At 34.5% G+C, this 25,140-nt stretch carries 25 protein-coding genes and 1 tRNA gene; 14 read left to right on the forward strand and 12 right to left on the reverse strand.

Going from position 1 to position 25,140, the window contains the following annotated elements; translation table 11 throughout:
• Nucleotides 1–51: 51 nt before the first annotated feature.
• The 4 genes from EOD40_RS10620 (at nucleotide 52) to EOD40_RS10635 (ending at nucleotide 5,135) form a co-directional block, all read left to right on the forward strand.
• Entirely contained in the window at nucleotides 52–1,173 is a 1,122-nt protein-coding gene (locus EOD40_RS10620; RefSeq protein WP_128195340.1) for a glycosyltransferase family 4 protein, read from the forward strand.
• Nucleotides 1,170–2,255 carry a glycosyltransferase family 4 protein gene (locus tag EOD40_RS10625; RefSeq protein WP_128195342.1) on the forward strand — a complete coding sequence of 362 codons (1,086 nt, stop codon included), beginning with the start codon at nucleotides 1,170–1,172 and terminating at the stop codon, nucleotides 2,253–2,255. Before EOD40_RS10620 ends, EOD40_RS10625 begins: the two co-directional genes overlap by 4 nt.
• Nucleotides 2,248–3,597 carry an O-antigen ligase family protein gene (locus EOD40_RS10630; RefSeq protein ID WP_128195344.1) on the forward strand — a complete coding sequence of 450 codons (1,350 nt, stop codon included), beginning with the start codon at nucleotides 2,248–2,250 and terminating at the stop codon, nucleotides 3,595–3,597. Before EOD40_RS10625 ends, EOD40_RS10630 begins: the two co-directional genes overlap by 8 nt.
• Before the next feature lie 143 nt (nucleotides 3,598–3,740).
• Nucleotides 3,741–5,135, forward strand: coding sequence for an exopolysaccharide biosynthesis polyprenyl glycosylphosphotransferase (locus EOD40_RS10635; RefSeq protein WP_231129608.1), 1,395 nt, complete (start codon nucleotides 3,741–3,743; stop codon nucleotides 5,133–5,135).
• A gap of 4 nt (nucleotides 5,136–5,139) precedes the next feature.
• On the opposite strand, the gene EOD40_RS10640 is transcribed toward EOD40_RS10635, so the two are convergent.
• Entirely contained in the window at nucleotides 5,140–6,309 is a 1,170-nt protein-coding gene (locus EOD40_RS10640) for a lipoprotein N-acyltransferase Lnb domain-containing protein (protein WP_231129609.1), read from the reverse strand.
• Between the two features lie 148 nt (nucleotides 6,310–6,457).
• On the opposite strand from EOD40_RS10640, the gene EOD40_RS10645 reads away from it, so the two are divergent.
• Both EOD40_RS10645 and EOD40_RS10650 read left to right on the forward strand, forming a co-directional pair.
• Nucleotides 6,458–7,180, forward strand: coding sequence for a CDP-alcohol phosphatidyltransferase family protein (locus tag EOD40_RS10645; protein WP_128195346.1), 723 nt, complete (start codon nucleotides 6,458–6,460; stop codon nucleotides 7,178–7,180).
• Nucleotides 7,164–8,024 (forward strand): glycoside hydrolase family 25 protein, encoded by an 861-nt coding sequence (locus tag EOD40_RS10650; protein WP_128195348.1) that lies wholly within the window; start codon nucleotides 7,164–7,166, stop codon nucleotides 8,022–8,024. Before EOD40_RS10645 ends, EOD40_RS10650 begins: the two co-directional genes overlap by 17 nt.
• Before the next feature lie 215 nt (nucleotides 8,025–8,239).
• Here the strand turns inward: EOD40_RS10650 and lptB are convergent, their stop codons facing one another.
• The 3 genes from lptB to EOD40_RS10670 form a co-directional block, all read right to left on the reverse strand.
• A complete protein-coding gene (gene lptB / locus EOD40_RS10660; RefSeq protein ID WP_128195352.1) occupies nucleotides 8,240–8,980 on the reverse strand; it encodes an LPS export ABC transporter ATP-binding protein in 741 nt (246 codons plus the stop codon).
• A gap of 90 nt (nucleotides 8,981–9,070) precedes the next feature.
• Nucleotides 9,071–9,877 carry a twin-arginine translocase subunit TatC gene (gene tatC, locus EOD40_RS10665; protein ID WP_128195354.1) on the reverse strand — a complete coding sequence of 269 codons (807 nt, stop codon included), beginning with the start codon at nucleotides 9,875–9,877 and terminating at the stop codon, nucleotides 9,071–9,073.
• Nucleotides 9,877–10,842: a KpsF/GutQ family sugar-phosphate isomerase gene (locus EOD40_RS10670; protein WP_164905466.1), complete on the reverse strand. Its 966-nt coding sequence runs from the start codon at nucleotides 10,840–10,842 to the stop codon at nucleotides 9,877–9,879. The genes tatC and EOD40_RS10670 overlap by 1 nt, the downstream gene beginning before the upstream one ends.
• Nucleotides 10,843–10,927: 85 nt before the next feature.
• On the opposite strand from EOD40_RS10670, the gene EOD40_RS10675 reads away from it, so the two are divergent.
• Nucleotides 10,928–13,123, forward strand: coding sequence for an ATP-dependent DNA helicase RecQ (locus tag EOD40_RS10675; RefSeq protein ID WP_128195356.1), 2,196 nt, complete (start codon nucleotides 10,928–10,930; stop codon nucleotides 13,121–13,123).
• A gap of 107 nt (nucleotides 13,124–13,230) precedes the next feature.
• Here the strand turns inward: EOD40_RS10675 and EOD40_RS10680 are convergent, their stop codons facing one another.
• Nucleotides 13,231–13,464 (reverse strand): hypothetical protein, encoded by a 234-nt coding sequence (locus EOD40_RS10680; protein ID WP_128195358.1) that lies wholly within the window; start codon nucleotides 13,462–13,464, stop codon nucleotides 13,231–13,233.
• 358 nt (nucleotides 13,465–13,822) lie between these two features.
• On the opposite strand from EOD40_RS10680, the gene EOD40_RS10685 reads away from it, so the two are divergent.
• Entirely contained in the window at nucleotides 13,823–15,403 is a 1,581-nt protein-coding gene (locus EOD40_RS10685) for an NAD(P)/FAD-dependent oxidoreductase (protein WP_128195360.1), read from the forward strand.
• Between the two features lie 15 nt (nucleotides 15,404–15,418).
• Here EOD40_RS10685 and msrA read toward each other — a convergent pair whose 3' ends face one another.
• Nucleotides 15,419–16,036, reverse strand: a complete 618-nt coding sequence (gene msrA, locus EOD40_RS10690) for a peptide-methionine (S)-S-oxide reductase MsrA (RefSeq protein WP_128195362.1) — start codon at nucleotides 16,034–16,036, stop codon at nucleotides 15,419–15,421.
• Between the two features lie 4 nt (nucleotides 16,037–16,040).
• Nucleotides 16,041–16,619, reverse strand: coding sequence for a peptide-methionine (R)-S-oxide reductase MsrB (gene msrB / locus EOD40_RS10695; protein ID WP_128195364.1), 579 nt, complete (start codon nucleotides 16,617–16,619; stop codon nucleotides 16,041–16,043).
• Between the two features lie 291 nt (nucleotides 16,620–16,910).
• Between msrB and idi the strand changes: the two genes are divergently transcribed.
• The 6 genes from idi (at nucleotide 16,911) to EOD40_RS10725 (ending at nucleotide 19,855) form a co-directional block, all read left to right on the forward strand.
• Nucleotides 16,911–17,438 carry an isopentenyl-diphosphate Delta-isomerase gene (gene idi / locus EOD40_RS10700; RefSeq protein ID WP_128195366.1) on the forward strand — a complete coding sequence of 176 codons (528 nt, stop codon included), beginning with the start codon at nucleotides 16,911–16,913 and terminating at the stop codon, nucleotides 17,436–17,438.
• A 34-nt stretch (nucleotides 17,439–17,472) separates the two neighbouring features.
• Nucleotides 17,473–17,883, forward strand: a complete 411-nt coding sequence (locus EOD40_RS10705; RefSeq protein ID WP_128195368.1) for a 6-pyruvoyl trahydropterin synthase family protein — start codon at nucleotides 17,473–17,475, stop codon at nucleotides 17,881–17,883.
• On the forward strand, nucleotides 17,883–18,332 hold the full coding sequence (locus EOD40_RS10710) for a peroxiredoxin (RefSeq protein ID WP_164905467.1): 450 nt from the start codon (nucleotides 17,883–17,885) through the stop codon (nucleotides 18,330–18,332). Before EOD40_RS10705 ends, EOD40_RS10710 begins: the two co-directional genes overlap by 1 nt.
• A 78-nt stretch (nucleotides 18,333–18,410) precedes the next feature.
• Nucleotides 18,411–19,379, forward strand: a complete 969-nt coding sequence (locus tag EOD40_RS10715) for a type I phosphomannose isomerase catalytic subunit (RefSeq protein ID WP_128195372.1) — start codon at nucleotides 18,411–18,413, stop codon at nucleotides 19,377–19,379.
• Between the two features lie 56 nt (nucleotides 19,380–19,435).
• Nucleotides 19,436–19,702 carry a hypothetical protein gene (locus EOD40_RS10720; RefSeq protein WP_128195374.1) on the forward strand — a complete coding sequence of 89 codons (267 nt, stop codon included), beginning with the start codon at nucleotides 19,436–19,438 and terminating at the stop codon, nucleotides 19,700–19,702.
• A gap of 79 nt (nucleotides 19,703–19,781) precedes the next feature.
• A tRNA-Thr gene (locus tag EOD40_RS10725) sits at nucleotides 19,782–19,855 on the forward strand.
• Nucleotides 19,856–20,152: 297 nt separating this feature from the next.
• Here the strand turns inward: EOD40_RS10725 and lgt are convergent.
• From lgt to EOD40_RS10750, 5 genes are all read right to left on the reverse strand, one after another.
• Nucleotides 20,153–21,079 (reverse strand): prolipoprotein diacylglyceryl transferase, encoded by a 927-nt coding sequence (lgt, locus tag EOD40_RS10730; RefSeq protein ID WP_128195376.1) that lies wholly within the window; start codon nucleotides 21,077–21,079, stop codon nucleotides 20,153–20,155.
• 60 nt (nucleotides 21,080–21,139) lie between these two features.
• Nucleotides 21,140–21,388, reverse strand: coding sequence for a membrane protein insertion efficiency factor YidD (yidD, locus tag EOD40_RS10735; RefSeq protein WP_128195378.1), 249 nt, complete (start codon nucleotides 21,386–21,388; stop codon nucleotides 21,140–21,142).
• A 64-nt stretch (nucleotides 21,389–21,452) separates the two neighbouring features.
• A complete protein-coding gene (gene cysS, locus EOD40_RS10740) occupies nucleotides 21,453–22,931 on the reverse strand; it encodes a cysteine--tRNA ligase (protein WP_128195380.1) in 1,479 nt (492 codons plus the stop codon).
• An 89-nt stretch (nucleotides 22,932–23,020) separates the two neighbouring features.
• Nucleotides 23,021–23,692: a GTP cyclohydrolase I FolE gene (gene folE / locus EOD40_RS10745; protein ID WP_128195381.1), complete on the reverse strand. Its 672-nt coding sequence runs from the start codon at nucleotides 23,690–23,692 to the stop codon at nucleotides 23,021–23,023.
• A gap of 206 nt (nucleotides 23,693–23,898) precedes the next feature.
• Nucleotides 23,899–25,095, reverse strand: coding sequence for a pyridoxal phosphate-dependent aminotransferase (locus tag EOD40_RS10750; RefSeq protein ID WP_128195383.1), 1,197 nt, complete (start codon nucleotides 25,093–25,095; stop codon nucleotides 23,899–23,901).
• Nucleotides 25,096–25,140: the final 45 nt, after the last annotated feature.

The following is a 25,140-nucleotide window of genomic DNA, read 5'->3' on the forward strand; positions in this document are numbered from 1 at the left end:
TAAGGTTGTTTAATTAGTAGAAGCGAAAAACTACCGATAAATTTTGAGTAGATGAAGTTTTTAATTGTTACACATGTAGCCCACACTATAGAACAGCAGCAATACTATGGCTATGCTCCCTATGTTCGGGAAATGAACATTTGGTTAAAATATGTCGATGAGTTAATTGTTGTTGCCCCATTAGAGAGCACGAAACCAACAGCTATAGATAGTTTTTACAAACATAAAAACATTGATTTTCGAAAAGTTTCACATCTTAGTTTTACTAATTTAAAAAACACGATTTCCTCTATTTTTAAATTGCCTAAAATTCTTCTGGAAATAGTTTTAGCCATGAAGCAATCCGATCACATTCATTTGCGTTGTCCAGGGAATATGGGTTTACTGGCTTGTATTGTACAGCTCTTTTTTCCTTCAAAGCCTAAAACAGCAAAATATGCCGGAAACTGGGACTTAAATTCGAAACAGCCGTGGAGCTATCGTTTACAAAAATGGATTTTATCCAATACTTTTTTGACCCGTAACATGGAGGTATTGGTATATGGCGAATGGCCGAATCAATCTCGAAATATTAAATCTTTTTTTACGGCTACTTACGCTGAAAAGGAGAAAGAAGTTGTGGAAAAAACAATAAATCCAGATGCAAAAATAAAATTGATGTTTGTGGGTAGTCTGGTGGAGGGAAAAAATCCTCTGTATGCTATTCAACTATTGGAACAATTACGTCAAACGAACAAAAATGTGGTTTTGGACATCTATGGAGAGGGAGTGCTTAGAGTATCTTTAGAAAACTATATTGAAGTAAATAATCTTGAAGAGTATATTGTTTTACACGGGAATCAAAATAAGGAAGTCTTAAAAAAAGCCTATCAGTACAGTCATTTTGTAGTTTTACCTTCTAAAAGTGAAGGTTGGCCCAAAGTCATTGCCGAGGGTATGTTTTGGGGAGCTGTTCCTCTGGCAACTGCCGTTTCCTGCATTTCTGCTATGTTAGACCAGGGTAAAAGAGGGCTTTTGTTAGAAATGGATTTAGAGAAAGACATGGCTGCAATTAATCAATTGATTAATAATCCAATGGATTTTGAAAGCAAAAGTAAAGCCGCAATGGATTGGTCAGGAAACTATACTTTAGATTTTTTTGAAAATGAAATTCAAAAACTGTTACAAGCATGAGAGTCGTACAGTTAATAGATTCCTTAGAAGTGGGTGGATCGGAGCGTATGGCAGTGAATTATGCCAATGCACTTGCTGATGAAATTGAATTCTCTGGTTTGGTGACTACCCGGAAAGAAGGTGCTTTATTGCATTGCATTCATCCAAATGTTTCCTATTTGTTTTTGAATAAAAAAAGTACAGTTGATTTTGGGGCACTATTTAGAATGCGGTCTTTTGTTTTGAAAAACAAGGTCACTCATATTCATGCGCATAGTACTTCCTTTTTTTTGGCCTTTTCATTGAAAATAATTAATCCTTCTGTAAAATTGATTTGGCATCTTCACTATGGAGGAAGTGAGTTATTGTCAAAAAATAGATTATTGGTTTTAAGGATGATCTTGCCTTTTTTTAATGGAATTATAGCAGTCAATCAAAATTTGAAAAATTGGGCAGAGGTAAAAATGAATTCTAAAAATGTTGTTTATTTGCCTAATTTTCCTTCTAAAGACAATGAGGTTTTGGGAAATACTGTTTTAAAAGGGATCGAAGGAAAACGAATAGTATCTTTGGCGAACCTGAGGGTAGAGAAGAATCATTTTTTATTGTTGGAAGTGGCAAAAAAAATGCAATTGTCTTATCCAGAATGGACATTTCATTTAGTAGGAAAAGATTTTGAAGATGATTATTCAGAACAAATTAAAAATTTGATTTTAAAATTTGATTTGGGAAATAATGTCTTTGTTTACGGTTCCAGACAAGACGTTCCAACAATTTTAGCTCAGACAGCTATTGCTGTTTTGACTTCACAGATAGAAGGATTTCCGGTTGCACTTTTGGAATACGGATTGTATAAAAAAGCTGTTGTGGTCACTCGGGTTGGTGAGATCCCTATGATAATAAAGCACGGAAAGAATGGTTTTATTGTAGATTCCAATGAATCTGATTTGTTTTGTCAATCTCTAATTAAATTAATAGAAGAACCTTTGCTTCAGGAAAGTTTTGCAGAGAATCTCCATCAGACTATTGTGGAGCATTTTTCGGAAGCTTCAATTATAAAAAAATACATTCACTGGATAAGAACAACGATAATAAATGAGTAAATCGGAAATCAATTATATCAATCTGGTACTAATTCATATTGGCATAGCGGTTATTATTTTTTATATGCCTTTTTTGTCTAAAATTTATGCGCTATTAATTAGTGTTTTTGGTTTTTATTATATTATCAAAAAGAATAATAAGGATAATGAAGTTTTATATGTCTCAGCCTATCTGGTTGGTGCAGAAGTGTTTTTGAGAATGACAGGAGGAAATTTGAATAATGAATATGTCAAGGTGGTGGTTTCTTTATTAATGTTACTAGGCTTTGTTTTAAGTGGTTTTTCAAAAAGTAGTATTGTGTATTGGCTGTATTTTTTATTGCTTATCCCTGCTGTGTTCATTACTATGACTAATCAGGATGTTAATGTAGAAGTTCGAAAAGCGATTACTTTTAATATTTCAGGTCCCATATGTTTGGGATTATGTGCTTTATATTGTTACAGAAGGCGTTTGGCGTATAGTCAGTTACAAAATGTAGTGATCCTTTTTGGCTTACCCATTATTGCTGTTTTAGTTTATTTATTATTGTTTAATCCAAGTGTTAGGGATGTGGTAAGGGGTACCCAATCTAATTTTGCTACCTCTGGAGGTTATGGACCTAATCAGGTGGCAACCATTTTGGGATTGGGAATGTTCGTGTTTTTCTGCCAATTAATTTTCATGTCTAAGTCAAGAAGGATGATGGCGTTGAATGTTTTTCTTTTTGTGATAACAAGTTATCGGGCTATTGTAACCTTTTCCAGAGGCGGCGTGATTACAGGTTTTGCAATGATTGTTTTTATGTTGATTGCAGCTTATTTATTTAGTAATTCTTCGGGAAAAAGAAAGTTAAAGTGGATTGTTTTTGTTAGCGGTATTTTGGCTTTGAGTATTTGGAGTTATAGTGTGGTACAAACCAGTGGATTAATAACTAAAAGATATGCAAATCAGGATGCTACAGGGCGAGAGAAAAAAGATCGTTTGGGTGGTAGGGAAGTAATAATGGGAACGGAGTTAACACTTTTTAAAGAGAATCCTGTTTTAGGAGTGGGTATCGGTATGGGGAAATCCTATCGGGAACAAATGTTGGGACAAGAGGTGGCTTCACATAATGAAATTACCAGGTTACTATCAGAACACGGAATGTTTGGTTTATTTATTTTGTTAATTCTTTTGATTACTCCGGTTATTCTCTTTTTGAATAATTATCAAAATATTTATTTTTTCTCTTTTTATGTTTTTTGGTTATTGACTATTAATCATGCCGCCATGCGAATAGCAGCTCCTGCTTTTGTATATGCATTGTCTTTGTTGAATGTACAATTCAATCCGGTTGAAAAAGTAAAAAAAGAAATGGTGTAAAGTGTTTTTTATTTGTGTTAAAAGCAGTATTTTAACTGAAATTATGACTTTTGAAAGAGTATTTTTTTTTAAGTAAAGATAGTTTGCCATCTTGGCTGTGATTGTATTTTATACAGTATATTATCAACATAAGTAAAGAAGAAATGCCAAAAGATAAAATCCATTTTGAGATCTCCGAAAGGAAAATGATTCTGCATCTTGTGGATGTTTTTTGCATTGTATTGTCATTGTATTGGGTAGGCTTTGTCTTTGAACTGACTTATTTAAAATCATCCGTTTTGAATTTGGTTCATTTGGTTGTTTTGATAGCTTATCTTAAAGTCATTGGAACTATTTTTGAGCTTTATAATCTTCAGGTTGCAAGTAATGAATTTCAAGTTACCAGAAGTGCCATTCTCACCGTTACAACAACAGTTTTAGCCTATTTTTTAACACCAGTTTATTCACCGGAATTACCATCGAATCGTCTTCAGATTCTAACTTTTTTACTTGTTGTTTTCTTTTCATTGATTTCATGGAGGGTGTTTTATGTGCGTTTTCTGGCTTCCAAACGCTTTCATCAAAATGCGATGTTAGTATGTGATGAGGATCAGTTAGACGAGCTTATTTCTGGTTTAGAAAATATAGATCCTCACTATAAAATTATAGCTTATGTGAGTAATTGTGTGTCAAAAGGGAAAACAGAATGTTGCTCATCTTATGTGGAGTGTGTTAAGCCTATTGATTTAGTTGCTTTTGTGAAAGAAAAATACATTACCGAAATTGTAATTGCAACTCAGAAATCAGATAGTATCACGACTGAATTGTATCAGCAATTATTGAAATTGTTGGAATCAGGGAATCTGATTCGGGAATATTCACAGGTATATGAAGAAAAAACGCAACGTATTCCGGTACAGTATGTGGAACGGGATTTTTATCGTTTTTTTCCATTTAGTCGAAGCAACCAAAATAGATTGTATTTGTCAATTGTAAGGATACTGGAGCTTATTGTTTCAGTTATTGGTTTGTTTATTACCTTGCTATTGATTCCTTTTGTTTTTTTAATGAATACAATAGCAAATAAAGGGAGTTTGTTTTATACCCAGGAGCGAGTAGGTAAAGATGGTAAATTTTTTAAGATTTTGAAATTTCGAACTATGATTGAAAATGCCGAATCGGAGAAAGCGGTGTTTACTACTATTAACGATAAGAGAATTACGGCTTTTGGAAGATTTATGAGAAAAACCAGAATCGATGAGTTTCCACAATTTGTAAATATTCTTAAGGGAGAAATGGCGGTTATAGGGCCACGTCCGGAAAGACCTTTTTTTGTGAAAGAAATTGCCGGAATCATGCCTTTTTATGAGGCCAGACACGTTATAAAACCAGGACTTACAGGTTGGGCACAGGTTAATTATTCCTATGGAGAATCTATCGAAGAGAGTTTGATAAAATTACAATACGACTTGTATTATATCAAACACAGAAGTATTTACCTTGATTTCAATATTTCATTAAAAACCATAACAACCATTTTGTTTTACAGAGGGCAATAAAACTTTAAATAATGATTGGGATTGCTTTCTTGTTTTTCAGAGCCAATTGTATCAGGAAATATGCAGATGTTACTATCAAAGGCAATACAATAAATAAGTGTGCTTTATTGATTAATATGACCAAATAAATAAGAAGGCAGAAGAGATTGAATATTGATAATTTGTAAATCCATGCCTTGTTTTTTGTGCCATAAAAAAAACACAGAATCAATAATGCAGGATTGAATAAAAGCACATTGTAATTGTTGGCTAATTCCAAATGATCAGAATAAAAGCCTATAAAAAGGAAGAACAACCCCAGTATTCCCATTAGTGAAAAATAAAAATAATGAATTCCTTTTTTATTCAGGATTACTAATAATGCCAGGGAAATTAAGTACGAATATATGTTGTTCCACCAGGAACCTGGATGGGATTCTTCAAAGTGTAAAATGGTTTGGTTCTTAGGGGCTAGAGCTTGATTTTTATACTGAATCAGCTTTAAGCTTTTTTGTAACTCTAAGGGCAAAAATAGTTTTGTTCCCATAGCATCTACCTTGGGACCAAAAATAATACTGGTTCCTAATTTTTCGTAAAAATGATTGTCGAAATAAGGATATAGTATGCTTCGGTAGCTTAGTTCAGTATCGGTTTTCTTAGTAATTACACTAGCACCTAATGTTTTGTTGATGATATCCACCACCATCGAAGTACAATTTTTGTCAATAAATTTATAAGTATAATGGCTGTCTCCTGAAGCTAATGAGTTATTCAGGTTTTCGAAGAGTTGCTGCTTTAATTCAAGAGGAATATTGAGTTGCTGCTCGTCTACAGAACGGTTTTCATAAGTATATTGATTGATAAAATCAGTATAAGGACTCACTACAGCAAAATATTGAAGATCTCCTTTAGCGAATTTTGGAACAAAATTAGGCGTATTAAAATCAAAGGCACCATAATTATAAACGGCATCCACAAAATTGGTATTGTCTTTAATTCGAATAGCAGTATGCCCAAAAAGGGAATAAGATTCATTTCCAACACCACATGTTATCACGCTTACTGTAGCATCTTTGGATAATTGAATATTTTGTGCCCAAAAAGCATTAAAAAAACTAAGAAAAAATAAAAGGAATATTGTTTTTTTTGAAGTGAAAATATTCATCATAATAATTGTCTTTGCTATTTTTTTCAAAAGTATCATTTTTTAGCGAGCTTATTTATTTCTTGTTTTAAATAAATTGTCAATAAAAGAATCTGTTGAAAATTGATGTTTAAGAAAGCTGCTCTCATTCGTTAATTATATTAAATTTGCGAAGCTATTCTTAAAATCAAATCGAAAAATGAATATTAAAAAACACATCCCAAACAGCATTACGTTACTGAATCTTTTTTGTGGTTGTATTGCCATGGTTTTTGTAAGTAATCAAGATTTTGAAATTGCTTTTTTCTTTGTGTTTTTAGGGATTTTCTTTGACTTTTTTGATGGCTTTTTTGCCCGTTTATTTAAAGTTACAGGTGAATTAGGTTTGCAATTGGACTCATTAGCGGATATGGTTACTAGCGGAGTAGTTCCTGGTTATGTGATGTATTATTTGTTGTTGAATAGTCAGCATGATATTTCGAACTGTTCGTATATTCCTTTTTTAGGTTTTGTAATTACAATGGGTTCTTGTTATCGTTTGGCATTTTTTAATATTGATACCCGCCAATCTGATTCTTTTATTGGTTTACCAACACCTGCTAATTCTTTGTTTATGCTGAGCTTGCCTTTAGTACTCAAGTATTCTGATTCTTTATTCATTTTAGAGTTGTTGACTAGTCAGTGGGTTTTGTTGCTTATTACGGCTTTTAGTGCTTATATTTTAAATGCCGAAATCCCTCTTTTTTCATTGAAAATCAAGAAATTTACTTTCAAAGATAATTTGCTGCAAATTGTTTTCTTGACACTTTCGTTTTTGTTATTAGTGTTTTTTCAATATGCAGGAGTTCCAATGGTGATTATTGCCTATGTGTTATTGTCAGTTGTGAATAATAGGTTTTCTTTAGATGGCAAAACAAAATAATCGACGCAGGACCACTTACCGAAAACCGAAAAAAAAGCCTTCCGTATTCCGGAAAAAGCTAATTCAAACTGCGGTTATTGTTTTTTGTGCACTACTTTTTTTAGGTATTGCGTATCATTATAGAAATGGCTTAGCCTATTATTTCAGTTTTAAAACCAATAAGGTTTTAGATAAAGAGACTAGAGATAAACAAATTTCAGATGTACGGAATTATCAGGTTTTAGAAAAAAATGACGATAAAGCAATAGGGATTGATGTTTCTGAATATCAGGGAGAAATTGAATGGGATTCCGTGGAAACGATGGATGACAATTTTAAGCTGTCGTTTGTTTTTATACGCGCAACGGTAGGAAAGGATCGATTAGATAAAAAATTCAAGGAAAATTGGCTCAACGCCAAAGAAAATAAGATCATTCGAGGAGCTTACCATTACTATCGTCCGAATGAAAATTCATTGGAGCAGGCTGAACTTTTTATAAAAACGGTTCGTTTGCAAAAAGGCGATTTGCCTCCTGTTCTTGATATTGAAAAACTACCCGAAAATCAGTCTATTGAACGATTAAAAATTGGACTCAAACGTTGGTTGATTGCAGTTGAAGAGCATTATAAAGTAAAACCGATAATCTATACTGGAGAACGCTATTATGATGATTTCTTGAAAGAGGAATTCTCCGATTATCTTTTTTGGATTGCAAATTATAATTTTTATCGGGAAAAAATGAAAGAAGATTGGCTGTTTTGGCAATTTACTGAAAAAGCGACTGTTTCAGGAATAAAAGGAAATGTGGATGTGAATATCTTTAATGGCGATTTACAGCAATTACAGTTTATTACAAAGGAGTAGTTTCAGATTTCAGATTTCAGATTTCAGATTTCAGATTTCAGATTTCAGATTTCAGATTTCAGATTTCAGATTTCAGATTTCAGATTTCAGATTTCAGATTTCAGATTTCAGATTTCAGATTAAGAATGTTAAACATCTAATCTGGAATCTGTTTTTTTTCTTTCTGCTTTCTGTATTCTAAATTCTAACCTCTAATTTCTGTTTTCTAACTTTATTTAAAACTCTAATTTCTTCTTTCTCAATTCGAAATTTTGTCCCAAATACACTCTACGTACCATTTCGTCTTCAACCAATTCTTCAGGGATACCGGCTTTTAGAATTCCTCCTTCAAACATTAGATAGGTTTTGTCGGTAATAGCCAGAGTTTCCTGAACGTTGTGGTCGGTAATTAGGATTCCGATGTTTTTGTTTTTTAATTGGGCAACAATTCTTTGAATATCCTCAACGGCCACAGGGTCAACTCCTGCAAAAGGTTCGTCAAGTAAAATAAATTTAGGGTCAGTAGCAAGGCAGCGTGCAATTTCAGTTCTACGACGCTCTCCTCCTGAAAGTAAATCACCTCGGTTGGTACGGATGTGTTCCAAGCTGAACTCGGCAATCAAACTTTCCATTTTAGCTATTTGAGCTTCTTTGGAAAGATTAGTCAATTGCAAAACGCTCAAAATATTATCCTCGATACTCAATTTTCTAAAAACCGAAGCTTCCTGTGCCAGATAGCCAATACCTTGTTGGGCTCTCTTGTACATTGGGTGATGGGTAATATCAATATCGTCAAGGTAGATGTTTCCTGCATTTGGTTTTACCAATCCTACAATCATATAAAAAGAAGTGGTTTTTCCGGCTCCATTAGGACCTAATAAACCAACGATTTCTCCTTGGTTAACTTCGACCGAAATACCTTTTACAACACTTCTTCCTTTGTATGTTTTTATTAAATTATCAGCTCTTAAAATCATTGTGTACTGGTTTTTTAACTATCGGTAAAATTTGATTGTTCGACAAATTAACGAATAAGCAAACGAATCACTTACTACATTAACAATTAATTATTCTTTTTCTTTCTTAGCTACTAAAACAGAAATAAAGATGCTGGCTTCGTAAATTAATAGCATCGGTATAGCAACAATGGTTTGGCTCACCACATCGGGAGGGGTAACAATAGCTGCAATAATTAATACAATTACAATGGCGTATTTGCGGTATTTTCTCAGGAAATTAGGAGTTACAAGTCCTAGTTTAGTCAGGAAATAGATAATTATGGGTAATTCGAAAAACAAACCACTAGCTAATATTGAGGTTTTTACCATACCAATGTAAGAGTCCAGTGTAAATTGATTGACAACAACTGAGCTGACGGTAAAAGTTGCCACGAAGTTTACTGACATTGGGATGACTACAAAATACCCAAAAACAACTCCGATAAAGAACAATAGAGAAGAAAAGAAGATGAATACTTTAGCATTTTTCTTTTCGTTTTGATAAAGTGCTGGGCTTATGAACTTCCAGATTTCCCATAAAATATAAGGGAAGCTCAAAATGAATCCGAAGAGAATACAAATCCATATAAACACATTAACCTGTCCTTCCATCTCGGTGTTTTGGATGATAAAAGGCATTTCGGTGATACAGATGCTGTCGGCAAAACCAAGGCTGTGTGAGAGTTCGCAAAAATAGACATAGGTGAAAAAACTGGCTCGGGTAGGGCCAAAGATTACGGTGTCAAATAAAAAATCACTAAAAAAATAAGTGATTATAGCCATTATAATTATGGCAATGGTACTACGAACTAATAACCATCTTAAATCTTCAAGATGATCTAGAAACGACATTTCGTTTACGTTTTTTTTTGTCATTATAGGATTCCTTCTTTTAGTATGTCATGCAGGTGTAAAACTCCTTTGTATTCGCCATTGTCGATTACGATAAGTTGGGTAATGGAGTGGTTTTCCAGTATTTGCAGTGCGTCAATTGCCATCGTATTCGATTGAGTAGATTTTGGGTTTTGGGTCATAATATCTTTGGCAGTTAAATCAGTAAAAGTATCCCTGTCATTTAACATTCTACGGATATCACCATCGGTAATGATTCCGATTACTTGGTTATTTTCTACTACTGCGGTTACACCAAGTCTTTTTTCGGAGATCTCGAAAATAACTTTTTTTACCGGGGTGTCCGGACTTACAGTTGGTTTCTGACTGTGTTCAATCATGTCTTTTACTTTGAGTAAAAGTTTTTTTCCTAAAGCGCCTCCAGGATGGTATTTGGCAAAATCTTCGGCTTTAAAATCGCGCATTTCCATTAAGCAGATAGCAAGCGCATCTCCCATTACCAATTGGGCAGTTGTGCTGTTGGTTGGTGCTAAGTTAATAGGGCAGGCTTCGGCATCTACTGTGGTGTTCAATACGTAATCAGAACCTTTAGCCAAAAAAGAACTGCTGTTTCCGCTAATTCCTATTAATGGATTTCCGTCTCTTTTCAAGAGAGGGATGAGTGCTTTAATTTCGGGACTATTGCCGCTTTTAGAAATGCAAATAATGACATCGTCTTTTTGTATCATCCCTAAATCGCCATGAATGGCTTCGGCAGCATGAAGAAACATAGAAGGAGTGCCTGTTGAATTGAAGGTGGCTACCATTTTTTGACCAATGATTGCACTTTTTCCAATCCCGGTAACAACTAATCGGCCTTTTGATTGAAAGATAATTTCTACAGCTTTTGAAAAATTGTCATCCAGGTAATTAATAAGTTTTACAATTGCCTCACTTTCAGATAATATGGTCTTTTTGGCAATTGCCAATATATTTTCTTTGGATATCAAAACAGAATGTTTAAAATTTGTGTGTGTAAAAGAAATTTGTATCTTTATGTGATGCAAATTTATACAAAATACCAGATAATAAAGAATGAATTCAAACGAAATTGATATCCATAAAGAATTAAAGAAATATTTTGGCTTTAGTCAATTTAAGGGATTACAAGAGCAGGTGATTACAAGCTTAATGAATAAGCAAAATACATTTGTTATAATGCCTACTGGTGGAGGGAAATCGTTGTGTTACCAGCTACCTGCTTTAATTCAAGAAGGGACTGCAGTAGTAGTTTCTCCATTAATCGCTTTAATGAAAAATCAGGTTGATGCTATAAGGAGTTTGTCTTCAGAAAACGGCATTGCCCATGTTTTAAATTCTTCACTTACTAAAACTGAGACCGCTCAGGTTAAAAAAGACATCACTTCAGGTTTGACAAAGTTGTTATATGTGGCTCCTGAATCATTAACCAAAGAAGAAAATGTCAATTTCTTAAAAAGTGTAACCATTTCTTTTGTTGCTATCGATGAAGCGCATTGTATCTCAGAATGGGGACACGATTTTAGACCGGAATATAGAAATCTAAAAAATATAATCAAACAATTAGGCAATGTTCCGGTAATAGGACTTACTGCTACAGCAACTCCAAAAGTACAGGAAGATATTCTGAAAAATTTAGAGATGTCTAATGCGGTTACTTTTAAGGCTTCGTTCAACAGACCTAATTTGTATTACGAAGTACGTACAAAAACTAAGAATGTAGAGTCTGATATTATTCGATTTATCAAACAGCATAAAGGGAAATCAGGTGTGATTTATTGTTTGAGCCGAAAAAAAGTGGAGGCAATTGCCGATGTGCTAAAGGTAAACGGAATTAGTGCTGTTCCTTATCACGCCGGTTTAGATGCTAAAACCAGAGCCAAACATCAGGATATGTTTTTGATGGAAGATGTGGAGGTGGTGGTAGCAACCATTGCTTTTGGGATGGGAATCGACAAACCCGATGTGCGTTTTGTAATTCATCACGATATCCCTAAATCCTTAGAAAGTTATTATCAGGAAACAGGTCGCGCGGGACGTGATGGAGGCGAAGGGCATTGTTTGGCGTATTACTCTTATAAGGATGTGGAGAAATTAGAAAAATTCATGTCTGGAAAACCGGTAGCTGAGCAGGAAATTGGCTTCGCTTTATTACAGGAAGTGGTAGCTTATGCCGAAACTTCGATGTCCAGAAGAAAATTTTTACTGCATTATTTTGGTGAGGAATTCGACAGCGAAACAGGCGAAGGAGCCGATATGGATGACAATGTCAGAAATCCAAAAACGAAAGTTGAGGCTAAAAATGAAGTTGTTAAATTGTTGGAAGTTGTTCGTGATACTAAACATTTATATAAGTCTAAAGAAATTGTATTTACCTTGATAGGACGCGTGAATGCTGTTATTAAGGCTCATCGTACCGATTCGCAATCTTTTTTTGGTTGTGGTGTAGCTCATGACGAAAAGTATTGGATGGCATTGTTGAGACAGGTTTTGGTAGAAGGTTTTTTATCAAAAGATATTGAAACTTACGGGATTGTAAAAATCACTCAAAAAGGATTGGATTTTATTGCTAATCCAAGTTCGTTTATGATGTCTGAAGATCATGAATACAGTGATGCTGAAGACGAGGCAATTGTAACTGCTGCAAAATCTTCAGGTACTGCCGATGAAGCTTTGATGGAAATGTTGCGTGATTTGCGTAAAAAAGTAGCTAAGAAATTAGGAGTGCCTCCTTTTGTGGTTTTTCAGGAACCATCTTTGGAAGATATGGCTTTGAAATATCCTATTTCTCAAGCTGAATTGATTAATATTCACGGGGTAGGAGAAGGTAAGGCTAAGAAATATGGTGCTGAATTTATTGCTTTAATCAACAGATATGTAGAGGATAATGATATCATCAGGCCTGATGATTTGGTAGTGAAATCTACAGGAACAAATTCGGCTAATAAATTGTATATCATTCAAAATATTGATAGAAAATTGTCATTAGATGATATTGCTAAGGCAAAAGGATTAACAATGGATGCTTTGATTAAGGAGATGGAGCAAATTGTTTATTCCGGAACAAAGCTGAATATTAAATATTGGATTGACGATATGCTCGATGAAGATCAGCAGGAAGAAATTCATGATTATTTTATGGAATCTAAAACCGATAAAATAGAAGAAGCTTTAAAGGAATTTGAAGGCGATTATGATATTGACGAATTGCGTTTAATGCGAATCAAATTTATAAGTGAAGTAGCGAACTAGATTTTTAGAATGCAGACTTTAGAATTTAGATTTCAGATTAATGTTATAAACAATTAATCTGAAATCTTTTTTTTTTTTTTTGCCTTTTGCTTTCTGAAATCTGAATTCTAATAAAGCTCTCCTCGATGTGGTTTCAAAGCATCACGTACCTGAATCATATTTTCATCGGTAACGACCATAAAGGCAATGGCTTGCATTTCGCCTTGTATTTCGAATCCGGTTATATTTAAAGGAAGTTTTTCAATAGCAATATATTCTTTTAGGTGGATTTCGTGATGTTCAGCTGTTTTTGCAGCAGCAGGTCCACGGAAATCCCAAATCAATTTTATTTTTCTAGACATTTTATAGGTGCAAAGTTTTAAAGAAGCAAAGGTACAAAGTCTATACTTAAATTTGTGCTTTGAACTTGTTGTATTGTCAGTTCGAGCGAAGTCGAGAACTCTTGCTTCATCTCGACTTTAGTTTATACCGAGCGAAGACGAAGTACTCGATGTGGCAAAATGAGATTTAGAACTAGATAAAGTTTCTAATTGATTTAATTTCGGTTCAAAGTATTATTTTTGCAGCTTCTTTTCATATGTAGATATCTATTGTTTTTATCGGACATATGTAATTCGCATCCTACTGTTGGTAATTATAACTAATTTACGGTCATGCTTATTTCATAAAAAGAAAAGCTAATAGCATAAATAAGATACCATGCCCAAAGAACTTTTACTTCAGGTAACACCAGAAATAGCTGCAAACGAATTGTTGCTTAAAGATTATTTGTCTAAACAGATAAAAGTTGCTCCAGAAGAAATTCAGCATGTTAGTATTTTAAAACGTTCGATTGATGCGCGTCAAAAAGCAATAAAAATCAATTTGAAAGTGCTTATTTATTTAGAGGGAGAGACTATTCAGGAAAATGTATTGAAGCTTCCCGATTACCCTAATGTAGCAAATGCCCAGGAAGTTATTGTTGTAGGAGCCGGTCCAGCAGGACTTTTTGCAGCTTTGCAGTTGATAGAATTGGGTCTGAAACCAATAGTTGTCGAACGTGGAAAAGACGTTCGTGGTCGTCGTCGTGATTTGAAAGCCATCAATCGGGATCATATTGTTGATGAGGATTCTAATTATTGTTTTGGTGAAGGTGGGGCTGGAACCTATTCGGATGGGAAATTATATACGCGTTCTAAGAAAAGAGGCGATGTGAATCGGATTTTAGAATTGTTGGTGGCTTTTGGTGCAACTCCTGATATTTTAGTTGATGCACATCCGCATATTGGGACTAATAAATTGCCAAAGATTATCGAAGATATTCGCGAGAAAATTAAAGAATGCGGAGGTCAGGTTTTATTTGAAACTCGTGTGATGGATATTTTGGTTAAAAATAATGAAGTTGAAGGAATTGTAACTCAAAATGGAGATCGAATTCTTGCTAATAAATTAATTTTGGCGACAGGACATTCGGCAAGAGATATTTTTGAATTGTTGGATAGAAAAAAAATATTTATAGAGGCAAAACCTTTTGCTTTAGGCGTTAGAGCTGAACATCCACAATCATTAATTGACAGCATTCAGTACAGCTGTGATTATCGTGGTGAATTATTGCCGCCGGCACCTTACAGTATTGTAAAGCAGGTGGGAGGAAGAGGAATGTATTCTTTTTGTATGTGTCCGGGAGGTGTGATTGCTCCTTGTGCTACCAGTCCGGGAGAAGTGGTGACTAACGGTTGGTCTCCTTCTAAAAGAGATCAGGCTACTGCGAATTCAGGGATTGTGATCGAATTGAAATTAGAAGATTTCAAAGCTTTTGCAAAATTTGGAGCTTTGGCAGGAATGGAATTCCAAAAAAGCATCGAACAAAAAGCCTGGCATTTGGCGGGGCAAACCCAAAAAGTTCCTGCTCAGAAAATGATTGATTTTACACAGTCGAAAGTTTCGAAAGAAATACCTAAAACCTCTTATGTTCCGGGGACTACTTCGGTGGAATTGGGGCAGGTTTTTCCTGGCTTTTTAACGCAAATATTGCGTGAAGGTTTTACTGCGTTTGGAAAATCCATGCGTGGTTATATGACTAACGAAGCCGTTCTTCACGCGCCTGAATCCAGAACATCATCGCCGGTGCGAATTCCCAGAGACGGGATTACATTAGAGCATTTGCAAATAAAAGGCTTGTATCCTTGTGGAGAAGGAGCAGGTTATGCGGGTGGAATTATTTCGGCTGCAATTGATGGTGAAAAATGCGCTTTGATGATTGGCGAAGCTTTAAATAAAAAACCTCGAATTGTAAGTTAATTCGAGGTTTAAGATTTATTTTTTGTTTTTCAAACGGTCTTTAAAAACCTTTTCAAACTTTTCTAATTTAGGTTGGATTACCATTCGGCAATAAGGCTTGTTTTTATTGTATTCGTAATAATCCTGATGATAATCTTCGGCATCATAAAAGTTTTTAAACGGCTCTATTTTAGTGACTATTGGATTGCTGTAAACTTTATTCGTATTCAAATCGTTGATAATATCTTGAGCTATTTTTCTTTGTTCTTCGTTTCTGTAAAAAATAACCGAACGGTATTGTGTACCTACATCAGCACCTTGACGATTTAAGGTAGTTGGGTCATGAACGGTGAAAAAGACTTTCAGTATTTCGTCTAAATTGGTAATGGTTTTATCAAAAGTGATTTGTACTACTTCGGCATGTCCTGTTTTTCCGGAGCAAACTGCTTCGTAACTTGGATTGGCTGTTTTTCCTCCTGAAAAACCGGAAACTACCGTTTTTACGCCAACAAGATTTTCGAAAATGGCTTCAATACACCAATAGCAACCGCCTCCAAGAGTTATAGTTTCAAGGTTAGTATTGCTTTTTTTTGAGGGATTTTGTCCTGTCATGTTTAATGATAGAAATAGAATAAGTAGGAATGATTTTTTCATAATGCTATTTTTGAGTGCTATTATTTTGTGATTGTTTGTTATCAGGAATAAAATCAAGAGCAATAGAGTTCATACAGTATCTTTTTCCGGTTGGAGGAGGGCCATCATCGAAAAGATGTCCTAGGTGTCCGCCGCATCTTCCGCAAAGTGCTTCTATGCGTTCCATGTTGTATGAGAAGTCGTTTCGGTAAACGACACTTTTTTTATTGTCTTGTTCAAAAAAACTTGGCCAGCCACAACTGCTTGAAAATTTGGCAGTAGATCGGAATAATAGATTGCCACAGGCGGCGCAATAATAGGTTCCTTTTTCATCGGTATTCCAATATTTTCCTGTAAAAGCGGTTTCGGTTTCAGCTTTTCGCATTACCAGATAAACGTCTTCAGGAAGTACTTTTTTCCATTCGGCATCGCTAAGATTTAGCTTTGTGGTATCTGTATTCGAATAATATGGATTTCCGGGTTTGTTAATTTTATTGTCGCTTGTTATTTTTTCTATTTCTTTATATTGTTTGTTTTGTCCGCAAGCGGTAATGATGAATAAAGGCAATAAAAAGAGTAAGTTAATAAAAGAATTAGTTTTCATTGGTGAATTTTTTAGGTATTGAGTATGTTGCTTTTACTAATGAATCTTATACAAAGATAAGAGTCAAATTATGGATTTAATATTGTTTAGTTCGTAATTTAACAGCTATTTATAAGTCGTTTTATGATTTTATTTACGGATAAATGTGTTGTTTGGTTTTTTGAACTGATGTAATGTAAGGAAAGGGGGAAAACCGCGGATTTTATTTTTTAATTTATTAATTGGAAAGAGAACGTTAAAGTAGGAATGTTTCCTTGTCTTTTTTGTATTTTTGTCTAGCTATAAGAAGTTATGATAGAAGAAAACGTAATACTGGTTAATGAAAATGATGAGCAAATAGGGTTGATGCCTAAACTTGAAGCTCATGAAAAAGCGGTATTACACCGTGCCTTTTCGGTTTTTGTTTTGAATGATAAGAATGAATTGATGTTGCAACAACGGGCACATCATAAATACCATTCCCCAATGTTGTGGACCAATACCTGTTGCAGTCATCAGCGTGAAGGCGAAACAAATCTTCAGGCAGGAAATAGAAGGTTGATGGAGGAAATGGGTTTTCAAACTGAATTGAAGGAATTGTTTCATTTTATTTATAAAGCGCCTTTTGATAATGGTTTAACCGAACATGAGTTAGATCATGTGATGATTGGGTATTACAACGAAAATCCTTTAATTAATACTGAAGAAGTGGAGTCCTGGAAATGGATGGGGATTGATGCTGTAAAAGAAGATATTGATTCTTTTCCGGATAATTATACGGTATGGTTTAAGATTATTTTTGACGAATTTTATCATTATTTAGAAGCGCATAAGCTTTAAAAAAAAAGCTAATTTTTGAATTTAAAATTGCACTATGAGAGTAACAATAAGTAGGAAAGCACATTTTAATGCAGCCCATAGGTTGTATCGCAAAGATTGGACTTTTGAACAAAATGATACGGTTTTTGGGAAGTGCAATAATCCTAATTTTCACGGGCATAATTATGAATTAATTGTAAGTGTTACCGGTGCTATTGATCCGGAAACTGGTTTTGTGATGGATGCTAAAATTTTGGCCGATATTATCAAAGAAGAGGTTGAGGATGCATTTGATCATAAAAATTTAAATTTAGATGTAGCCGAATTTGAAAATCTAAATCCAACTGCCGAAAATATTGCAGTAGTTATTTGGAATAAAATGAGAAAGAGAATAGCGTCTAAATTTGATTTGGAAGTTGTACTTTATGAAACGCCTCGTAATTTTGTAACTTACAAAGGAGAATAATGGCTTTGAAAGTAGGTGATGTAGTTTCAAAATTTACCGCCAAAGATGCAGTTGGGAATTTTTTTGACAGTGAATCCATAATTGGTAAAAAAGCCGCAATTATTTATTTTTACCCAAAAGATAATACGCCTCAATGTACAGCTCAAGCCTGTGGTTTTCGTGATAACTACGACGATTTTTTAAAATTAGGTGTTGAGGTTATCGGAATTAGTTCGGATGATGTTGTTTCGCATCAGGCATTTGCTGAAAAACACAACTTACCTTTTGTTTTATTGTCTGATTCTGATAAGGCTATTCGAAAACTTTTTGGTGTGCCTTCCAGTTTTTTGGGTTTATTGCCGGGAAGAGTAACTTATTTAATAGATGAACATGGAGTAATTCAAATGGTGTTTGATAGTATGATAGGAATGAAGCATGTTTCTAAAATGATTCAAAAATTGACTAAATAATCTATATAAATGATGGGATAGTGCTTGTTTGAAAAACGCTGCTATAACTACTTTTGTTTCGAGAAAAAAATATAAAAAATGATAAAAAACGTATATCCATTACAATTTGAGCCTATTTTAAAAGAGCGAATCTGGGGTGGAGAAAAATTAAAAACAGTTTTAGGAAAGGCGGTTGAATCACCTACAACGGGTGAAAGTTGGGAATTGTCTACAGTTGAAGGAGATGTGAGTGTTGTAGCTAATGGAGCGTTGAAAGGAAGCTCTTTAATGGAGATTATCGATAAGGCTCCAAACGAAATTTTAGGAACGGCAGTTTATGAGAAATTCGGAAAGCAATTTCCATTACTTTTTAAATATTTAGATGCCCGCGAAGATTTGTCTATTCAGGTGCATCCTAATGATGCTTTGGCAAAAGAACGTCATAATTCATTTGGGAAAACAGAAATGTGGTACATTATGCAGGCTGATACTGATGCCCGTATCATAGTTGGTTTCAAAGAAAAATCGAATGCTAATGAGTATGTTGAAAATCTAAAGAATAAAACCTTGCTTTCTATATTGGATGATGTGAAGGTAAAATCGGGAGATGTGTTTTTTCTGGAAACAGGAACGGTTCATGCAATTGGAGCAGGCTTGGTAGTTGCTGAAATTCAGCAAACCTCTGATATTACGTATCGCATTTATGATTTTGACAGAGTGGATGCTCAGGGGAACGGAAGAGAATTGCATATTGAGCAGGCTTTGGATGCTATTAATTATGACAAGGTTGATACTTATAAGCAATATGATAAAGTAGTTAACCAGTCTAATGCCGTTGTAGACTGTCCTTATTTTACAACCAATTTTGTTCCTTTAGATGGGGAAGTGTCTATTGAAAAATCAGCAGAGACTTTTACTGTTTATATGTGTGTTGAGGGAAGTTTTGAATTGGATTATAATGGAGAAAAATACCATTATAAAAAAGGAGATACGGTATTGATTCCGGCGGCAATTGATTCTTTTGTTTTGAATGGAAAAGCTTCTATTTTAGAAATTTACATTTCATAGTAGCTAATAGAAAGTTTATGTGTATTTTTGCAAGCGCAAATTAAAATTAAATAAAAATGGCAAACGTTAAGAATTTAAAGAAAGACATCAACTACGTTTTAGGAGATATTATTGAAGCAATTTACTTGTTTGAAATTACTACAACAGGAAAACCTACTGAGGAAACGAATAAATTAATTGATGAGGCTATTGCTGCTTTTGATAATTTAATCGCAAAAGTGAATGCTAAGAATGTTGAGAATAAAAAAGCTCACTTTAAGCAAATCAATGTAGAATTAGAACAAACTGCTAATCAATTGGTTGCTAAAATCAACGATTTGTAGTCTGTAAAAAACGAAAAAAAGTGCAGATTTCCTTTGGAAAAACGAAATTCAGATGTATATTTGCACTCGTAATAATGACGCCGATGTAGCTCAGCTGGCTAGAGCAGCTGATTTGTAATCAGCAGGTCGTGGGTTCGAGTCCCTCTATCGGCTCAAATAAACCATCTAACTTTTGTTAGGTGGTTTTTTGTTTTTATGAAAAAACAAAATCCAATTTTTTTGAAATTCCAAATCCCAATGATCCAGTTTCAGAAGTTGTGGAGGGATGAAATGAAAGAATTTATATATTTTATATATCTCTGAATTGGGATTAATCCTAAAAGTTGATTTGTGATGGAGTTTTTTGAATCCCACATAATTGGAATTTGGGATTTTAAAATTTAGAATTTAACAGAATAAAAAATGCCGTCTAAGTTTTGTAGACGGCATTTTTAATATGTTAAAGAGGGATTATATTTTAATGGGCTTCTCGGCTGTAAATATAAAATAGAAGCCAATCAGGATAAATGGAATACTTAACCATTGTCCTGTAGAAAGTAATCCTAAAGCGTTTTCAAATCCACCCTGGCTTTCTTTTACTGATTCTACAACCATTCGAACTGAAAATAAAAGTACTAGGAAAAGTCCAAATAAGTAACCTGCTTTTTTTCTGGCCTCGGTTTTCCAATACAGGAAAAACAAGATTGCAAAGACAAATACGTAACAAAATGCTTCGTATAGCTGTGCCGGATGTTTTACGGGAACCTGAGCCAGTAGGTTCGCAAATTTTGGATTTGTTGCTATGGCATTAAAAGCTTCTTTGGGATTAGGAATTTGTGTAGCATTAACAGCGTCGGCTTTGCTGTAATAATCGTGAATGAATTTTATGCCAAAAGGAGAGTTGGTTTCTTTTCCAACAATTTCAGAGTTGAAAAAATTACCCAATCTGACAAAAATAGCGCCACTGGCAACGGCAATAACTACACGGTCTAAAATCCAAAGTATAGGTCTTTTCAGGATGTTTTTGCTGTAAAAGTACATTGCAATTATTATGGATATTGCAGCGCCATGGCTGGCTAATCCCTGATAACCGGTGAATTCAAACTTAGGTGTGAATCTAAAAGGTAAGATGATTTCGGATAAATGGTTTCTGAAATATTCCCAATCATAAAAAAACACATGTCCCAGTCTGGCGCCAATTAATGTAGCAAGAACTGTCCATACAAATAAAGAGTCTAGTTTTTCTACGGATTCATTTTCGCGTTCGAAAATATTTTTCATAATGTACCAGCCTAATCCAAAAGCAACTACAAACATTAAGCTGTAATATCTAATTACAAAAAAACCTAAATCTATACCTTCGGATGGATCCCATACAATGTTTAAAGCTTGTGTCATGTATTCTTGTTTTATGTTGTAAAATTAAATATTTAAAGTAAAACCAGTACTAATTAAAGGTTAATGTTTGTGATTACATTTCTTTTTAGGTACCGGGTCGTAGCCGCTTTTTCCCCAAGGATGGCAGCTAAGAATTCTTTTTATGCCTAAATAGCCTCCGTAAAATAAACCGTGGGTTTTTAAGGCTTCAATCATATAAGCAGAACAGGTAGGTGTGTATCTGCAAGTAGCTGGCATTAACGGTGAGATTACCAATTGGTAAAAACGCACCAGTAATACAAACGGAAATATGATGATCTTTGAAAACATTTTTATTGGTTTATGGAATGGTTTTGAGATTCATAAAAAAATATTTTCGATAAAAATCTCAAAACTAAATGCTGAAAGTTGTTCCTTCTTTGCTGTCTTTTAGTTGAATTCCTAAAGCAAGCAATTGGTCTCTGATGTGGTCTGACATGGCAAAATCTTTATCGGCACGTGCCTTGTTTCGCATGCCAATCAACATGTTTATAGTGCCTTCTAATTTGTCGTTACTGTTGTCTGTTGTTTTTTGATTTTCGAGTCCCAGAACATCAAAAGCAAAGGCTTGTATTGTTTTAGAAAGTATTTCAAGGTCAGCAGCACTGATGGTTTCTTTGTTTTCTTTTAGTAAATTAATAAAACGAACACCTTCAAATAATTGTGCAATTAAGATTGGTGTGTTGAAATCGTCGTTCATCGCGTCATAACAAATTTGTTTCCAACCAGCTATATCTAAACTGCTGTTTGGACTAACGTTTATTTGTTTTAGCGAATCAATTGCTTCGATTAATCTTTTGTATCCTTTTTCGGCTGCAACAATGGCTTCGTCAGAAAAGTCAAGAATGCTTCTGTAATGCGCTTGCAGCATGAAAAATCTGGCTACTGATGCAGGGAAAGCTTTGCTAAGAATAGTGTTTTTTCCAGATAAAATCTCTCCAGGTAAGATATTGTTACCGGTAGATTTAGCCATTTTTTTACCGTTTAAGGTAAGCATGTTGGCGTGCATCCAGTAATTCACGGGAGTTTGTCCTGTGCAGGCTTCATTTTGAGCGATTTCGCATTCGTGGTGAGGGAATTTTAAATCCATTCCGCCTCCGTGAATGTCAAAGTGGTTGCCAAGATATTTGGTGCTCATGGCTGTACATTCTAAATGCCAACCAGGAAAGCCATCGCTCCATGGTGAAGGCCAACGCATGATGTGTTGTGGCTCGGCTTTTTTCCAAAGCGCAAAATCCTGAGGGTTTCTTTTGTCAGATTGCCCATCAAGATCTCTGGTGTTGGCAAGCATGTCTTCAATATTACGGCCACTTAGTTTTCCGTAATGATTGCTTTGGTTGAATTTTACCACATCGAAATAAACCGATCCATTGGCTTCGTAACCAATTCCGGAATCAATTATTTGTTTGATAATTTCAATTTGTTCAATAATATGCCCTGTTGCTGTAGGTTCAATACTTGGAGGTAAAAAATTAAATGCTTTTAGGATTTCATGGAAATCTACAGTATAACGCTGTACCACTTCCATTGGTTCTAATTGTTCTAAGCGTGCTTTTTTGGCAATTTTGTCTTCTCCTTCATCAACATCATCCACGATGTGTCCTACATCGGTAATGTTTCTAACATATCTTACTTTGTAGCCCAAATGAATGAAATATCTAAAAATCACGTCAAATGACATGAAAGTTCTGAGGTTTCCAAGATGTACATTACTGTAAACTGTTGGTCCGCAAACATACATTCCAATGCTACCTTCGTTTATGGGTACAAAAGTTTCTTTTTCTCCAGAGAGTGAATTGTATATTTTTAGTGTTTGAGTATTGTAAATTGACATGTTTTAATTTTTTGGGAGCTTTTTTAGCAGTTTGCTTCGCTTATTTTTTTATCGAAGATTTGAATTGCGGGGTTTTGAATATAAAAAGTCTAGAATTTAGTTTCTAATTTGATATAGTCTAAAAATTCTCTTCTGCATTGTTCTTCTTTGAATTTTCCTCCAAATTCAGATGTTACGGTGCTGCTTTCGATATCGCTAACTCCTCTTGAATTTACGCAAAGGTGCTTGGCGTCTATTACGCAAGCTACATCTTCTGTTCCTAAAGCTTGTTGTAAGTCTTGTACAATTTGCATGGTAAGGCGCTCTTGTACCTGAGGTCTCTTAGAATAATACTCAACAATTCGATTCATTTTTGATAAACCAATTACAGTACCATTGGAGATGTAGGCTACGTGAGCTCTACCGATAATTGGTAATAAATGGTGTTCGCAAGTAGAATAAACAATAATGTTTTTTTCGACTAACATTTCACCATATTTGTAGTTGTTTTCAAAGGTAGAAGCTTTTGGCTTTTTGTTTGGATTTAATCCTCCAAAAATTTCCTTTACAAACATCTTGGCAACACGGTTAGGTGTACCTTTTAAGCTATCGTCAGTTAAATCCATTCCAAGAGTTAGAAGGATATTTTCGACGTCTTTTTTTATTCTACTAATTTTTTCATCATCCGAAATTGCAAAGGCATCAGCTCGCATAGGATTTTTTGCACTTGAACCAATATGATTGTCTCCGATTTCGTCGTGCAGTTCTTCGTTTTGTATCATTAAATACTACTATTATAGTGGGTGTATATTTTTAAGGCTGTAAAGATAATTAATATAAACTAAAGAATTTCTATAGCTTTTGATAAAAAATCAGCTCTTTTTAGGCTGTTAATTCATCTTGTTTTGTGAGTTTGTTTAAAAAACAAAGACAATAACTAATTTAGTTATTGTCTTTAATTGTTGTGATTTAAAAGATGATTCTATATTTACCTTGCGTTGTAAGTTGCAATTGCATCTTTTAAAATATGAACGGCTTTTGTTAGGTCTTCTTTATTAAGTACATAAGCAATACGCACCTGATTTAGTCCCATTCCCGGAGTCGAATAAAATCCTGCTGCCGGAGCAACCATAACGGTTTCTCCATTTAACTGATAGCTTTCCAAGAGCCATTGGGCAAAGGTTTCGGTGTTGTCTACCGGTAATTCGGCAATACAATAGAAAGCGGCTTTAGGCGGAGTAACTTTTACACCTTCAATTTTATGTAATTCAGAAATCAAAGTGTTTCTTCTCTCTTTGTATTCTGTGATAACTTCGTCAAAATAACTTTGCGGAGTATCAATAGCTGCTTCGCAGGCAATTTGCTCAATTGTAGGTGGGCATAAACGCGCTTGTGCAAATTTCATTGCCGCAGCAATAACCTGTTTGTTTTTAGTCACCATACAGCCAATTCGAGCACCGCACATACTGTAACGTTTGGAAACTGAATCAATCATGATTACATTTTGTTCCAGGCCAATAAGATTCATTACTGAATAATGGATGTCTTTTTCGTCATATATAAATTCGCGATAAACTTCATCGGCAATTAAAAACAAATCGTGTTTTTTAACTAATTCGCCCAGTTGTTGAATTTCTGATTCAGAATATAAGTTTCCAGTTGGATTACTTGGATTACAAATTAATATTGCCTTAGTTTTAGGTGTAATTAGTTTTTCGAAAGCCTCAATAGAAGGCAAGGTAAAACCGCTTTCAAAACTTGAATTTACAGGGATTACGGTAGCACTTGATTCTTCAGAAAAAGCATGGTAATTAGCATAAAAAGGCTCGGGAATGATGATTTCATCTCCCGGATCCATAATGCTTCCTAATGCAAACAATAATGCCTCAGAACCACCAGTGGTAATCATAATATCAGTGTAATCAACCCTTACATTTTGATTAGTGTAAAATTGGGCTAATTTTTTTCGGTAACTTTCATAACCAGCCGATGGACCATATTCAATAATGTCCATATCGATATTCTTAATGGCTTGAATGGCTATCTCTGGACTTTTTATATCGGGTTGACCTATGTTTAAGTGATATACTTTTAGGCCTTTCTTGTTAGCTATATCAGCAAATGGAGCCAATTTACGAATTGGCGATTCAGGCATTCTTCGGCCTCTTATTGAAATCTCAGGCATGTTAATAAAAATTTGCTACAAATTTGCGATTTTTTTTTTGAACTA

Source organism: Flavobacterium sufflavum (assembly GCF_004016525.1).
GTDB lineage: Bacteria > Bacteroidota > Bacteroidia > Flavobacteriales > Flavobacteriaceae > Flavobacterium > Flavobacterium sufflavum.